This window comes from Oceanobacillus sp. MO10714A, from assembly GCF_037072045.1.
Classification (GTDB): domain Bacteria; phylum Bacillota; class Bacilli; order Bacillales; family Amphibacillaceae; genus Oceanobacillus; species Oceanobacillus indicireducens.
The window spans coordinates 73,314-88,160 of sequence record NZ_JAXHDC010000003.1 but is presented as its reverse complement, the minus strand read 5'-3'; the positions used below and the strand labels follow the sequence as shown (position 1 = coordinate 88,160).

General features: G+C 41.9%; 16 protein-coding genes. 10 read left to right on the top strand and 6 right to left on the bottom strand.

From position 1 onward, the window contains the following. Window positions 1-106 precede the first annotated feature (106 nt). Complete coding sequence (locus SPD53_RS04220; protein ID WP_156854169.1) at window positions 107-1,093, top strand: acyltransferase family protein; 987 nt, start codon at window positions 107-109, stop codon at window positions 1,091-1,093. Window positions 1,094-1,362: 269 nt separating this feature from the next. On the opposite strand, the gene SPD53_RS04215 is transcribed toward SPD53_RS04220, so the two are convergent. Continuing rightward, the gene (locus tag SPD53_RS04215) at window positions 1,363-2,709 is read right to left on the bottom strand and encodes a YjiH family protein (RefSeq protein WP_156854171.1); all 1,347 of its coding nucleotides are present in this window, start codon (window positions 2,707-2,709) and stop codon (window positions 1,363-1,365) included. 317 nt (window positions 2,710-3,026) lie between these two features. Here SPD53_RS04215 and SPD53_RS04210 point away from each other — a divergent pair, with 317 nt between their 5' ends. From SPD53_RS04210 to SPD53_RS04190, 5 genes are all read left to right on the top strand, one after another. Continuing rightward, entirely contained in the window at window positions 3,027-4,682 is a 1,656-nt protein-coding gene (locus SPD53_RS04210) for an ABC1 kinase family protein (protein WP_336251723.1), read from the top strand. A 3-nt stretch (window positions 4,683-4,685) separates the two neighbouring features. Then, the gene (locus SPD53_RS04205; RefSeq protein WP_156854175.1) at window positions 4,686-4,988 is read left to right on the top strand and encodes a phasin family protein; all 303 of its coding nucleotides are present in this window, start codon (window positions 4,686-4,688) and stop codon (window positions 4,986-4,988) included. A 122-nt stretch (window positions 4,989-5,110) separates the two neighbouring features. Beyond that, entirely contained in the window at window positions 5,111-5,272 is a 162-nt protein-coding gene (locus SPD53_RS04200; protein ID WP_336251722.1) for a hypothetical protein, read from the top strand. 176 nt (window positions 5,273-5,448) lie between these two features. After that, the gene (locus SPD53_RS04195) at window positions 5,449-5,757 is read left to right on the top strand and encodes a YwdI family protein (RefSeq protein ID WP_336251721.1); all 309 of its coding nucleotides are present in this window, start codon (window positions 5,449-5,451) and stop codon (window positions 5,755-5,757) included. A gap of 15 nt (window positions 5,758-5,772) precedes the next feature. Then, complete coding sequence (locus SPD53_RS04190) at window positions 5,773-6,141, top strand: DUF423 domain-containing protein (RefSeq protein WP_156854179.1); 369 nt, start codon at window positions 5,773-5,775, stop codon at window positions 6,139-6,141. Here SPD53_RS04190 and SPD53_RS04185 read toward each other — a convergent pair. The 3 genes from SPD53_RS04185 to hemQ all read right to left on the bottom strand — a co-directional run bounded on the left by SPD53_RS04185 (window position 6,136) and on the right by hemQ (window position 7,888). Then, on the bottom strand, window positions 6,136-6,387 hold the full coding sequence (locus SPD53_RS04185) for a hypothetical protein (protein WP_156854181.1): 252 nt from the start codon (window positions 6,385-6,387) through the stop codon (window positions 6,136-6,138). The genes SPD53_RS04190 and SPD53_RS04185 overlap by 6 nt on opposite strands. A 147-nt stretch (window positions 6,388-6,534) precedes the next feature. Beyond that, window positions 6,535-6,984: a spore coat protein GerQ gene (gene gerQ / locus SPD53_RS04180; RefSeq protein ID WP_156854183.1), complete on the bottom strand. Its 450-nt coding sequence runs from the start codon at window positions 6,982-6,984 to the stop codon at window positions 6,535-6,537. Window positions 6,985-7,138: 154 nt separating this feature from the next. Next, window positions 7,139-7,888 carry a hydrogen peroxide-dependent heme synthase gene (gene hemQ, locus SPD53_RS04175; RefSeq protein ID WP_156854185.1) on the bottom strand — a complete coding sequence of 250 codons (750 nt, stop codon included), beginning with the start codon at window positions 7,886-7,888 and terminating at the stop codon, window positions 7,139-7,141. Between the two features lie 405 nt (window positions 7,889-8,293). Between hemQ and pta the strand changes: the two genes are divergently transcribed. Then, complete coding sequence (pta, locus tag SPD53_RS04170; RefSeq protein WP_188855809.1) at window positions 8,294-9,262, top strand: phosphate acetyltransferase; 969 nt, start codon at window positions 8,294-8,296, stop codon at window positions 9,260-9,262. A 417-nt stretch (window positions 9,263-9,679) separates the two neighbouring features. Here pta and SPD53_RS04165 read toward each other — a convergent pair whose 3' ends face one another. Then, window positions 9,680-10,522, bottom strand: coding sequence for a lipoate--protein ligase family protein (locus tag SPD53_RS04165; RefSeq protein ID WP_156854189.1), 843 nt, complete (start codon window positions 10,520-10,522; stop codon window positions 9,680-9,682). Between the two features lie 82 nt (window positions 10,523-10,604). On the opposite strand from SPD53_RS04165, the gene SPD53_RS04160 reads away from it, so the two are divergent. The 3 genes from SPD53_RS04160 (at window position 10,605) to SPD53_RS04150 (ending at window position 13,016) form a co-directional block, all read left to right on the top strand. Then, window positions 10,605-11,924: an HD domain-containing protein gene (locus tag SPD53_RS04160; protein WP_336251780.1), complete on the top strand. Its 1,320-nt coding sequence runs from the start codon at window positions 10,605-10,607 to the stop codon at window positions 11,922-11,924. Continuing rightward, window positions 11,914-12,411 carry a YwgA family protein gene (locus SPD53_RS04155; RefSeq protein WP_336251720.1) on the top strand — a complete coding sequence of 166 codons (498 nt, stop codon included), beginning with the start codon at window positions 11,914-11,916 and terminating at the stop codon, window positions 12,409-12,411. Before SPD53_RS04160 ends, SPD53_RS04155 begins: the two co-directional genes overlap by 11 nt. A gap of 92 nt (window positions 12,412-12,503) precedes the next feature. Next, window positions 12,504-13,016, top strand: a complete 513-nt coding sequence (locus SPD53_RS04150; protein WP_156854195.1) for a YwhD family protein — start codon at window positions 12,504-12,506, stop codon at window positions 13,014-13,016. Window positions 13,017-13,213: 197 nt separating this feature from the next. Here the strand turns inward: SPD53_RS04150 and mgtE are convergent, their stop codons facing one another. Then, window positions 13,214-14,575 carry a magnesium transporter gene (gene mgtE / locus SPD53_RS04145; RefSeq protein WP_156854197.1) on the bottom strand — a complete coding sequence of 454 codons (1,362 nt, stop codon included), beginning with the start codon at window positions 14,573-14,575 and terminating at the stop codon, window positions 13,214-13,216. Window positions 14,576-14,847 lie beyond the last annotated feature (272 nt).

The following is a 14,847-nucleotide window of genomic DNA, read 5'->3' as shown; positions in this document are numbered from 1 at the left end:
AACAAAACAATGAAAACGCCGCATCATTCCAGCTATTTGGGGCTGTAGCGGGTACAATGGTTTTAGTGACGAATAAAATAATCATGAACAAAAAGGATGAAGAACAATGGAAAGAAATGCGTATTTTGATAATGCTAGAACGATATTGATCTTCCTCGTTGTATTTGGTCATTTGATTCAACCGTTCGCAACGGATTCACTTGGTATGAACACATTATATACATGGGTCTATATTTTCCATATGCCTGCCTTTATTTTAATCTCCGGTTTCTTTGCAAGGGGGGCAGGGGATAGCAAATATATTTGGAAACTCGTAAATAAATTACTTCTGCCATACCTTATTTTCCAGATGTTGTACACTGGCTATTATTACCTTATTGGTAAAGCGGACTGGCAGGCGAGCTTATTTTACCCGCAATGGTCGCTCTGGTTCCTAATAAGCCTATTTTGCTGGCACATATTACTCGAACAATTTAAGAAGCTAAAACCAATGCTAGGCATTAGCATCGCTTTACTGATTGGGATTGTGGTCGGTTACTTTGGCGAGATTGGCCATACATTAAGTTTGTCGCGGACATTTGTCTTTTTCCCATTTTTCCTAATTGGCTACTGGCTCACGGAAGAGCAATTCATGCTTGTGAAAAAGAGATCTGTCAAAATAGCGGGAATTGTCATTATGGCGGTGTTCGCCTTCTTAATCTATTATTTACCGGAAATTAATACCGGTTGGTTGCTCGCTTCGAAATCGTATGGTGATTTAGGGGTGGAGAACTATGGAGGAATTGTTCGTCTGCTCGTCTATGCGGGGTCGGCATTGATGGTTATAAGCGTCCTTGCCTGGATTCCGCAACAACGGATAAAAGGGGTTACCCATCTTGGAGCCCGGACAATCTACGTCTATTTATTACACGGATTCTTTATCCAATACTTCCGTGAAGCGGGATTATTTTCTGTCGACAGTCCACTCGACCTCATTGGCCTTGCCGCCATCTCAGCAGGAATCGTCTATCTCTTAGCATGGAAACCAGTACTCGGCATCTTCCAACCACTAATTGAAGGCCGCACCACCCTCCTAAGAGAAAAACTAAATTAAGATCTGGGACAGTGGGTCAGAGACACTGTCCCAATTCGAGATCTGGGACAGCGGGGTCAGAGGCACTGTCCCGATACGGGATTCCTATAATCTTTACAAAAAATGAAGAAAGCAGTGAACCGGGTGATGGTCCACTGCTTTCTTCATTTTTTAATCCCGGAAGTGAAGGGATGAGAGTCTCCCGTTCACTTAGCTCACTGGGACAACTGCTCTGACCCCATGTCCCGCTCAAAAGGAGGGACAACTGCTCTGACCCTCTGTCCCGATTTCTAAAACAAGAGGTGTGCGATTAGTGTGATGATTGGGAGTGTGATGATCGTCCGTAATAAGAAGATGACGACTAGGTCGATGAAGGAAACTGGAATTTTGGAACCTAGTAATAATCCTCCGACTTCGGATAGGTAGATCAACTGGGTCACGGATAAAGCGGCAATGATGAAACGTGTCATTTCTGACTCAATACCGGAACCGATAATTGCCGGTAAGAACATATCCGCAAAACCGATTAGAATCGTTTCGGATGCTTCCACAGCATTTGGTACTTGCATAAGTTCTAAGAGCGGGATAAACGGTGTTCCGATCCAACTGAAGAATGGTGTATATTCGGCGATGATAAGTGCAATCAGACCGAATGCCATCACAACAGGAGCAACCCCCATCCACATATCTAAAATGTTTTGGAAGCCCTCTTTAAAGAATTTAGACGCATTCGTTTCTTTCTTTGCACGTTCCAGCGCATTTTTCAGACCGTAACTCAACACGTTATATCCTTCAGGAATGGTTTCATCAAGAACATCGTTACTTCCGTCGATATAGCTATCCTTTTTTCGTGAAAGCGGTGGAATTCGCGGCATGATCAGTGCAGCAACAACGCCGGCAATCACAATTGTGATGTAATAAGGAACAAACATATGCTCCAGTCCGACTTCGGATAATACAACTAAAGAAAATGTAATCGACACGATGGAAAACGTTGTCCCGATTACCGTCGCTTCCCGCTTCGTATAAAATCCGTCTTCATATTGCTTGCTTGTTAGTAGTACTCCGATTGTCCCATCTCCAACCCATGAAGCGAGTGCGTCAATCGAAGACCGTCCCGGAAGTTTAAATACAGGACGCATAATTTTCGTCATCAATGAACCGAAGAACTCAAGTAAGCCAAAGTTCGTCAATAATGGCAAAAATAATCCGGCAAACAAGAAAACCGCGAATAACGTATGCAATAAACCATTAAGTAATGTTCCACCGGTGTCCGGGCTATAAAATGCCTCATGTCCCAGTTTGAAATAGACCATGATCGCAAACACGGCAGCAATCGTCCGGGTAATCGTCCAGAATAATGAAGTAGTAAATAATTGCTTGAAGAAAGGTGTTCGTGCATAAACTTTACCTTGCGATACAAAGCCGATTATTGTACAGATTGCAGTAATCAAGATGATCAGCAACATAATTAGTGATAGATAAGGTGCAAGTGCATCCTCGATAAATCCCGCAAGTAATGCAATTGGAATCGTCGTCCCGTCACTAGTTGAAATCGGGGTAATAAATAAAAGAATCCCGATCAGGGAAGGGATAATGAATAATAAATAGTTCTTCCATGTGTATCCTTTTAACATTTTTTCATCCTCCAAATTAACGTACTGCATAATTATACATCCGGCTGATAAAACATGCAATAGCTGAATAAAATTTCAGTGAATTCTAACTTCTGCCCCGATGTAACCGTTCGTAAAACTCCTACCACAAAAACTTTAGGTCATGTCAAGGAAGTTTTGGAGGGAGATAACGGACGCTAAAACCCTGATTCATTCAACTAACAATCAGTGGGAAATGAAGCAAGACCTCCATTGATTAAAGTTTCAGTTTAGGTTTGTGTAAATCGGATAATTAAGATAAGGTGAAAGTAGGGAAGATAGGAACAGAGGTGGTTCATTTGCGGAAGCTGCTCAAATATAATTTCCTTTATCGCTATTTAGTAATTATCACCCTTACGATTTCATTTATAACGAGAATATATCTATTCCTGCTCCTTCATTCCGTATGGGATGAGCAGACGAATAAGAAATGGAACAAACTGCTTGAAGAGCTCGGGAAGAAGTACCGGGAGAAAGCAGAAAACCTCGGCGGCGTACTCATTAAAGTGGGACAATTTTTAAGTACAAGAACCGACTTTCTTCCCGATGTTTTCATCCAAGAGTTAACCGGCCTTGTCGACCATGTGCCGTCAATGCCTTTTGAATATGCGGAAAAGATTCTCCGGGAAGACTGGGGAGAGAACATATATGAACATGTGAAGTATATTAAGAAACAATCAGTCGCCTCGGCATCGATTGGTGAAGTCTATTACGGTATTTTAAAAAATGACCAAGAAGTTGCAATCAAAGTAAGGCGCCACCGGATTGAAGAAGTATTCCATAAAGATTTTGTCGCACTGCGGATGGTGTTCTGGATTCTTAAAGTGTTTACAAACTTTGGGAAGAAAGCTGATTTAACAGCACTGTATCATGAACTGGTCACCGTCATGGAACGTGAACTTGACTACGGGCAGGAGCTTGAATTCGGAAAGTATTTTAAAAGACGCTATGGTGATATGGAGAATATTCATATTCCATACTTTTATGAAGAACAATGTACGAAACGTATCCTTTTGATGGAATGGATCCACGGGGAAAAAATTACGGATACTGCATTCTTCGCGGAACATCACCTGAACCGGGAACAGATATCCAAGAATCTTTTCGATTTTTACATCGATCAATTCCTGAATCCTGGTAAATTTCATGCGGATCCTCATGCGGGAAACATCCTGCTGCGTGAGGACGGTACCGTTGCGATCATTGATTTCGGAATGATTGGAGAGATTAAGAAACAGGATACTGAAAATTTTAAACTGCTCATCCAAGGATTTATTATCGATAATTATGAAATTGTCATTGATGCATTGGATAAAATGAATTTCCTCCTCCCGAACGCGAATAAGAAGAAAATTAAAGAAGTGTTGATTGATGCCGTTGAAATGTATTCCGATGTTTCATTAAAAAATTTAGATAGACAGGCGATAAATCAAGTATTCGACGAGATAAGCGAGATTGTAAAAGAACAGCCAATCCAGCTTCCTGCCGATTATGCTTATCTGCTCCGAGCGATATCGATCGTCGTTGGGATATTATATACCATTAATCCGGAGATTGATATCGTGAAATGGGGGAAAGATGAGATTAAGGACTGGTTCGGCACGAAGAGTATCGTCGAATCTGTTACCAAGCAGTATGTGAGGCGTGCGACTGATCCGTTGTTGTCTTACCCGCGGGCTCTACTTAATTTCTTAGAAAGCGGAGAACGGGACCGGGTCTGGGATAAAGAAAAGAATCAGATAAAAATGAAGCATCAATACTATTTACTGTTAGAGGTTTTTTCCTTTATTATGGTAGTAGTAGGAACATTAATCAGCGTGTACAGCTATGCGATCGATGAAGCTGCTATTCGCTATACAGGTTGGACCATTGCCGTAATTTTTTTTGTTTTATTGAATATCCTATTACTATTCCATCGTAGAATGATACGCAAGCAAAATAAAAAGGGGGTGTAATTGATGACAGATTACTTAAAGAAAGGCTTCTTACTAGGACTTGGTGCTGCAATTGCAAGTAAAGAAAAGCTGGAAAGTAAGCTAGACGAACTCGTTTCTAAAAATGAGATCTCCCAAGAGCAAGCGAAACAAATGATGAATGACTTCATTGAAAAAGGAGAACAAAAAACGGAAGAATGGTCACAGAAACAAGACGACCAGAAACGCAGAGCTGCTGAGGACTTAGGTCTTGCTACAAAAGAGGACATTGCCGCCTTGCACGCACGAATCACAGAACTGGAGTCAAAACTGGAGAGTCAAGAATAAACTTAACGAGAACTGGTTGAATCATCAGCCGGTTCTTTTTTTCTGTAAAGTTCTTGAAAAAGGCTATAATGTACTTTATAATTGACCCAAACAATCGACCTTTCAAAGGGGGAAGTAAAGCTTTGGAAGAATACAATCAGTTTTGCTTAAACACGGAAATAGTCCTAGGGAGAGCGCTAGAGCAAAGAGAACTGGAATTTTTGTCATGGCTTTACAATCGGTATCTAGAGGAGCAGCAATTAGGGGCAGCAAGCAGACCTCATAAATCCGAGCAGGAGTCTTAGCGGTAAGCTGAGGCTTTTTTGTGTGTCGGAAATTAAAAATTAAAGATGCTGGGGATGACTGGAATTGCTAGCGATAGCCACGTCCGCTCAGCTCCTTTGTTTATCTCTCAAGTTCATCCAGCGCACAACTCGTGCTATAATGGAAGGAACTGCAGAACACTTAAAGGAGTGACAGGATGAGCATGGAGAATCGAACAGTCTTAACTAAAATGATGAAGGAACTTAACACTGCGATAGCTAAGGAACAGGATGGTCAAGATTTCCTTCAGCATATAAATAATATTAAATTGCTCTCTGAACTATTTCTTGAAGAAGCAGGCGAGCCGGTTCGGGAGGTCCAAGCATCCCAATCACAAAATACGTTTTCCGAACAAGAAATTAAGGCAATGCTTGGGGAGAAGAAGAGTACTGTAATAGAGAATCAGAACGCACCTGCTACGATTGATCATGATGGAGCAAATGGTGATTCAATTTTTGACTTTTAAAGGAGATAAGAAAAAATGAAAGCATTGTTACTAGTTGGTGTCATTAACGGATTTCTGGCCGTTGCTTTAGGAGCCTTTGGTGCGCACGGCCTTGAAGGTAGACTTACGGAAAAGCAATTGGAGACATGGGAAAAAGCCGTTAATTATCAAATGTTCCATACGTCAGCGATTCTAGCAACGGGAATCTTAATGTTGAAAGTCCAGGCGGCAAGTATTACGTGGGCAGGCTGGATGTTTGTTCTTGGAATCGTACTGTTTTCTGGAAGCTTGTACTTATATTCCACGACAGGCGTTCGGACACTTGCGATGATTACTCCATTTGGCGGGGTTTCCTTCCTTGTTGGTTGGGTCCTGCTTGGAACAGCGGTTCTGAAACATTTATAAAAAGAAGAGTGAGCTTGCGAGCAGGAGGATGACAACCGCGCGAATGAGTTGCTTCTTCCCTTGAAGCATGCGGGACGAAGTGTACTGATGGCTGTATGCGTCACAAATTAAGCTAATGCTAAGCAGATAAAAGGAAAAAATGACAAGGAAGATAGAACTTTGGAAAAGGGCGATGAAACCAAGCACAACGGACAGGCCTAACGTTAGGAGCTCAATCTGTATAACTTTTTCATATGTCTGTTTCACGGGTTTCACCCCTTTATTGAAAGATGAGGATGGCAAATTAACTTGCCATCCTATTTTATTGCATAGCGTACGATGAAATAAAAATGCTGTGGCTAACCTAGGAGGTATCCAGGGCTAGCCACGTCCGAATCTGCGCCTTTATTGTTTTTATCGTGGTGGGAAGTTGGCTAATTGTTGACCCGTTGCGGCGAAGGGGTAGTCGTAGTTGATTTCTTCGTTAAAGGTGACATAATCCAAGTAGACCATGAGTAAAAGCACGCGACGGCCGGTTCCTTCTTCGCTTAAGATAATATGATCTCTCCCCGCAGCTTCGATGATCCCCGTAAAAGTACGGCTATTATTCCCTTCAAATGTCATATGGACGGTTGCCATTTTCCCGCGATTTAAACGTAAAATATTTTCAATATACGATTGCTGGAGCGGAAGCATGCCATGGCTTCCTGCTTGTTGCTGCGGGGGTGTCATTTGCCGAACAGCAGGATACATCGGGTAGAATCCGTAAGTCTGCTGTTGTTGCTGCGGATAATACACCTGGTTAGGATAATTATAAAAGCTTTGTTCCTCTTGATTCTGATTTATTTCTTTTTCCTCACTCATTTTGAAAAACCTCCTCATATAAAACAAGATTAATGATAAACATTCGGACAGTCAGGATGAATATTCACTAATTATATGTATGTGAGTTGGGCAAAATGATGACAAAAAAAGCCCGGAACTTATATTTCAAGTTCCGGACCCTTGATACAAACTCTTATAAACTAAAGTATTCTGCGAAATCATCATTTGGCAAGTATGCACCGATGATGAAGTCACCAAATTCGCCGTATTTTGTCGTCACTTCATCAAAACGCATTTCATAAACAATCTTTTTGAACTGCAATGGGTCGTGCGCAAACAATGTCACACACCATTCCCACTCATCAAGCCCAATAGATCCGCTAATAATTTCCTTTACTTTTCCAGCATACTTACGACCTGTCATTCCATGCTCATAAAGCAGGCGAGTACGTTCTGCTTTTGAAATTTCAAACCAGTTTGCATTTTGCTCGCGACGACGATTCATCGGATAGAAACAAGCATACTCCCATTTCGGTAAAATTGGTTTCAATCTTGCTTCAACTTGAGGAGATAGCTCCCGGTCTTTCCCTTCCTCCATTGGATTATGCATCGTCATTTCGACGATGGACACATACGAATGACTCGGGATAAGGAAATCACCTAATTTTGATCTATTAATATCACGCTTAATCTCTTCTAACTCATCCATTGTCGGACGCAGGAAAATAAATAGTAAATCTGCTTTGTTTCCAATAACTTTATAAACGGATTGACTGCCTGCTTTATCTGCTTCAACAGCATCCCATTTCTTCATTAATTCTTGAAATTCTTGAATTGCCGCATTGCGTTCTTCTTCTGATGTTAATTTCCATGTCGACCAATCAAAAGTACGTGTATCATGTAACTTACACCAACCATCCATGGTTACTACTGCTTCAGCCATTATGATCTCTCCCTTATAGAGGTTGTTCAAAAAGTCCGGTAAAAATGACACTTCGAACTTCTTCGTTGGCTTGCTTTTTCGCTCCTCATGTACCTACTGACGTACATTCCGGTGCTCAAAGCTTCGCCGCCTCGAATTTCGACGCATAGGACGTGCTAGTGTCGGCGTTGCAACAGGACGTTGCGCTCTTAGCCGACCTCGGTCCTTTTTATCCTCCTATTTGAACATTACCTTAAATTAATGAATTCTGGTTTTACTATAACATATTTACGAATGTTGATTCACCTCGGAACGTGTCTGTCATTACTTTGTCGAATATCTGCACTCCCTCAATGGTTATTTCTTTAAATCTCAAGTCGAATCGCGTAAAATAAAATTAAAGTCAATTTTAGTGGAGGCAATAATATGAGCGATATATTCGAACAACTAAAACCGAAAGTATCAGCTGCAAATAAAAAAATTGTATTCCCAGAAAGCTTAGATGAGCGTATACTTGAAGCAGCATCGAAGCTAGCGGGGGAGGGCATTCTTACCCCTGTACTAATTGGAGAAGAAGCTGCAATTAAAGACAAGGCAGCATCCTTATCCTTTGATATTAGCGGATGTAAGATTGTTGACCCAACGAATTATTCGGAATTCGCCGCGATGGTGGATGCCTTTGTCGAGCGCCGTAAAGGAAAAGCCACCCCGGAAAGCGCAAGAGAAATCTTACAGACCGAGAATTATTTCGGGACGATGCTTGTGTATCAGGGAGAAGCAGATGGTCTTGTAAGTGGAGCGGTTCATTCCACATCAGACACCGTGCGTCCTGCATTACAAATCATCAAAACAAAACCTGGAGTGAAGAAAACTTCCGGTGTATTCATTATGGTCCGAAATGAGGAAAAATATGTATTTGCCGACTGTGCTATCAATATTGCACCTGACGCAAACGATCTTGCAGAAATTGCCGCAGAAAGTGCAACCACAGCAGATCTCTTCGGAATTGATCCACGTGTAGCAATGCTAAGCTTCTCTACAAAAGGATCGGCAAAATCAGAAGAAACAGAGCGTGTAGCAGAGGCGCTTCAAATAGCGAAAGAAAATAATCCAGAGCTCGTCATTGATGGTGAATTCCAATTCGACGCAGCCTTCGTACCAAGCGTTGCCGCGAAAAAAGCTCCAGATTCAGAAATCAAAGGGGACGCGAATGTTTTTGTATTCCCAAGCCTTGAAGCTGGAAACATCGGCTACAAAATCGCAGAACGTCTCGGTAACTTTGAAGCGGTAGGACCGATTCTACAAGGATTGAACAAACCAGTAAACGACCTATCCCGAGGCTGTAGCACAGAAGACGTCTACAAACTAGCAATCATCACCGCCGCCCAAGCATAATTGGGACATGGGGTCAGAGGTGTTGTCCCACTTGAAGTGGGGAACACCTCTGACCCAGCTTGCTTATCAGCTCGAGCAGACGGAACAAGGGATTGGTAGAATATTGATTTCGTATTTTATAAAAATAATGCAAGCAGTGGACCATATGTTGGTTCACTGCTTTTTAATTCTGCGCACATGAAGGAGATACGAATTTGGAAGCTTAGGCGTCCTTTAGTCGCTCGAAAGGCTGTGACAATCTTCTTGTTCATTTGATTACAATCTCTCTAATCGGTCGAACAAGTGTGATCCTCTCTTGTTCATTTGATTACAAGCTCTTTAATCGCTCGAACAGCTGTGACCCTCTCTCGTTCGTTTGATTACAAGCTCTCTAATCGCTCGAACAGCTGCACCTTCCTTTTCTCGCTCCCTATCCTTTTATTTAATTCTTTCATTTCGTTTTACCATTTGTTCGTACCTTTTTATGAAGGTTTCCTTTTCCAGTTCTGAAAACTCGGTAGTAATGATTTCACCGCTCAATTCCTTTAAAGCATCAAGGGTTCGCTGCTTCACATCCTCGACCGTCAGCGGATAATTCAATAGTTCAGAAAGGGACCCCATCACTTCTGGCTTCACCTCAGGATAAACGAATGTTGTTTCTTCATCTTTCTTGCTCAACTTGTAAAACTTCTGAATATGACGTGCGCGCTTCTTACTATCACCACTCACATCCAAATAGATTTGAATTGCCGCAGCATCCTTAATCCGACGCTGAGAGATGCCGGCGAATTTTACCCCGTTAATACTTAAATCATAATCCCCGGGACAATAAGAGCCGACGATTTCGTACGCTGCAATATTTGCCGTCAAATCGCGGAACATATGCTGGACGAACTGGAACATCGCGTCATATGCATCGTGAATGGAGACATGCTTTACATCGGGTATGACAAGGGATAAATTCAGCACATGTTCATCAAGTGCCACCGCAAGCCCACCGGAATTCCGTATCATCACATGATATCCTAAGCTTTGCAAATAAGAAACACCTTCATCAATAAAAGGAAGCCTGCCATCCGGGATTCCGAGTACAATCGTTTTCGGATGCGCCCAAAGCCGAATTGCAGGAGGGGACTTTTTCTCACTTACCGCTGTCGCAATCGAGTCATCGATCGCAAAGGAAGTGATTGCCGAATTCGGTTTCCCCTCGAATTCCTTAAGTTTGGTATGATCTATATAGCGAAATGTTTCATAATTTATTATTTCATCCCAATTTTTCATCGTTATCTCCTTATCCTTTTTTCCTGTACGAATCTATTATATAATATAATGAACAATGACCGAAAAGAAACGGGTGGAAAATTTGGCATATAAAGATGAACAATTATCAGAGGAGAAGGTTTTTAAAGATCCGGTTCACCGGTATGTGCATGTTCGGGACCGTGTCATCTGGGATTTGATCGCTACCCCAGAGTTCCAGCGGTTGCGACGGATCAAACAGCTTGGCACAACGAATCTGACCTTCCATGGTGCAGAACATAGCCGTTTCAACCATTCCCTCGGGGTCTATGAAATCGTCCGGCGGATCCTTAATAATTTTAAAGGCCGCGAGCATTGGAATAACGAAGAACGCTTGCTATGCCTCTCTGCAGCACTGCTTCACGATTTAGGCCACGGTCCGTTCTCCCATTCCTTCGAGAAGGTTTTCAAACTGGATCACGAGTACTTCACACAAGCGATTATCGTCGGGGATACGAAAGTAAATGAGGTCTTACAGAAGGTGGGCCCTGACTTTCCGAACCGTGTTGCCGATGTCATTGGGAAAACATATGAAGACCAACTTGTTGTTAGCTTGATCTCCAGTCAAATTGATGCGGACCGGATGGATTATCTCCAGCGGGATGCCTATTATACGGGAGTGAGCTACGGTCATTTTGATATGGAACGGATTTTGCGTGTCATGCGTCCGATTGAAGATCAGGTCGTTATTAAATCGACCGGGATGCATGCGGTGGAAGACTATATTATGAGCCGTTATCAGATGTACTGGCAAGTATATTTCCATCCGGTTACCCGCAGTGCCGAGGTAATTTTATCGAAAATCTTCGGGCGGGCAAAAGCGCTCTACCAAGATCCGGATTATGAATTCAAACTGGAACCGACTCATTTTATTTCCTTTTTCGAGGAAAATGTAACGCTAGCAGATTATGTGAAACTCGATGAAACCATCGTCCAGTACTATTTTCACCTCTGGCAAGAGGAAGATGATGCTATTCTAAGTGATCTCTGTGAGCGGTTTATGAATCGCCGGTTGCTTAAATATGTGGAATTCAATCCGAATTTGCAAATGAATGACTACATGGAACTCATGAGGCTGTTCAAGCAAGCGGGCATTGATCCGGAATACTATTTAGTCGTTGATTCTTCCTCTGATTTGCCGTATGATTTTTACCCGCCTGGGGAAGAGGAAGAACGGTTGCCAATCCACTTACAGATGCCAAATGGGAATCTGAAGGAATTATCCCGGCATTCCGATATTGTCGAATCCATTTCAGGGAAAAAACGGACCGATCATAAATTATATTTCCCCGAGGATTTGCTGAAGGCCCTGACAGACAAGCGGGTTAGGAATGCGATTTTGGAAATTCTTTATGGGCAGGGAGAGAGTAGCAATGTTGATTAACCGTGCAAAATTAATTCACTTTTTCCAGTTGACAGGTGGAGTCACTGGGAGGAAAAAGTTACAGAAGATGATTTATATTTTACAAAAATCTGCGGTCCCGTTCGAAGAGAAATACCAATTTCATTTCTACGGACCTTATTCCGAAGAACTGACTTTACGGGTAGAGGAGCTTTGTAATCTTGGATTTATAGAAGAGACGCGGGAAGATAAAGCAAATTATTTCCAGTATCATTATGATGTCACAAAGGCGGGAGAGGATTTTCTTAAGCAATTCACCCTCGATATGCCAGACATTACGGATAAAACGGAACTGCTCCAGTTGCGAAGTTCCAGATTTCTCGAACTCGTATCCACGATTCTTTTCTTTGAACATCTGGATAAGCGCGAGCAGATTGAAAAACTGCACCAAATGAAACCAAAACAAAACTTCACCGAAGCAGAAATAAACGAAGCCTACCAATTCATCAAACAAATACGCAGCACGTGACTGGGACATGGGGTCAGAGCACTTGTCCCAGATTGGGACAGGTGCTCTGACCCCATGTCCCAACTTAAAATATCAGGAAGGGAGTTATTCAAATGAACGATGAACAGAAGAAAAAGAAAAATCGTTTTACGATCATTAAAGATGACTCAACCGACGGGCACGGTGGATATGGAGCTGGGGTGATCAGCCTCGAAAACATGTCATCCATTATCGTTGACCCGAATGAAAATAAAGCATATGTTGACATGGCCGCGATGCATGCGCGGAGTGATGTCGAGCGCCGGGTGAAATGGATACCGAATAAAGAAGAAGTGCCGAATGGGAAGCTGTACTGGATCGTGTGGGTGAACCTTGATCGCAATGATCAAGGAACATATTACGCCGGAGTTGCTGCGAGTGAGATTCGTGTCGACCGGGAAATCAAGCGCGCCTATAAATCAATGGGCGAACATGTGAAACATATGGAACAATCTTTAAAAGGGAAGATTGTCGTCGACCATATGGATGACCATTCGAAAAAGCTGTTGGGTGATTACTTAAGGGAATTCAACGAAGAAATGTGGAACAACTCCTCGGATGAATTGAAAAAAGCCCTCTCTCTATAAAAAGTGAACAAATTGTGACGGATGTTAAAAATGGATATAAAAAGTTGTACTTTAACGTGGGAATTTGTAAAATGAGTATACATGGACGTTAATGTATTACTAGGACAAAAAAGTAACCAACAGCAGCTGAACTGGACATTCACTGCTCGTTGGTTACTTTTTATGAGAGGACTAGCCACGTCCGCTCTGCGCCTTTGTTAAAGATACGCCATTAAAGAAGTCGCAATTGAGAAATAAATAAGCAGACCGACTATGTCATTAACAGTTGTAATGAAAGGACCGGATGCAATTGCTGGATCAAGTTTTAGTTTATTAATGATTAATGGGATAGTTGAACCAATGACAGCCGAAATACCGAATGTACAGAGGATGGACACACCGACAATTAATGCTACCATCCAGTTACCAAATATAATGGTAATCATAACGCTGATCAGTGCCATACATATAATTCCAATTAGAATTCCTGTACTGAATTCCCGCCTAATCATTTTCCAGAATCCTCCGTCTTCAATCGTCTCAAGTGCTAGTCCACGCACTGCAACAGCTAGTGATTGCGTTCCGATATTTCCCGCAGAACCCATAATCATAGGAATAAAAGCAGCAAGCACGACGACAGCTTCAAGTGTTTCCTCAAATTGTCTGATTACACCACCGGTAACTAATCCAAAGAGCATGAGAATGATAATCCAAGGCGCACGTTTTTTTGCGGCTGTAAATGGACTTAATGTCAAATCTGTGGCCCCTTTGGTAGCTGAAATTTCTCCAAAGTCTTCTGTAACTTCTTCTTCAAGGATATCCATGACATCATCAAATGTAACAATACCAAGTAGATGATTATCTTTGGAAACAACAGGAGCGGCAAGAAAGTCATACTTCTTAATCATCCGGCCAACATCTTCCTGATCCATATCCTCTGGAACAGACACTGTTCTTGTAGTCATAATATCTTTTATTACCTCGTCGGGAGCAGCGATGATCAAGTCCCTCAAGGAGACGACCCCTACTAGTATTCCCTCACAATCGACTACATAAAGATAATAAATACTTTCGGCACTTGGAGCCTCTTTTCTAAGCATCTCTAATACATCGGCAGCAGTATCTGTAGACGAGATACTGATCAGTTCTTTTGTCATAATCGCTCCAGCAGTTTTAGGAGCATAGGACAGCAAAGCTTTTATCTTCTCGGCCTTTTCTTTATCCATTTGGAGTAAAATATCTTCAGCTCGTTCACTATTAATTTCTGTCAAAAAGTTCACAACATCGTCTGTAAACATTTGATTAAACATACGAATAGAGTAGTCTTCATCCAATTCTAAAAAGAAAAGCTTTTGGTCGCTTATGTCTAATCCGCCAAAAATCTCTGCAAATTCCCCTGGTGTAAGATAGGAATACCCCCGCGACCTAGCGTCACCATCCAATTTTACGAAAATATCGAGTTGATCGGATGGATGTAAGTCTAAGAAAGTATCTCGAAACTTTTCCTTATCGCCAGCATCTAAAGTATCTAAAATTAATTTTGTATATTGTTCCCGTGTTTTTTTGGTTAGTTTAACCATCGTAATTTCCTCCTTTGACAGGAGTCAATCTACTAAAATAAAAAAATATGTGAGAATAGACTCCTGAATTGTTTTAACTTTTCCATCATGCAACAAAAATATGATTCCGAATTGGGTTCGGGAATAAGATCCAATCTATCCCACATCCTTTCTAAATATATAAGAAACTACAAATTAAAATGCTGTGATATCTTAGGTATCCAGGGTTAGCCACGTCCGGCTCCAGCGCCCAGCAACTAGCAGATCTTTTGGTGGGACGAGCAGTGCGCAGT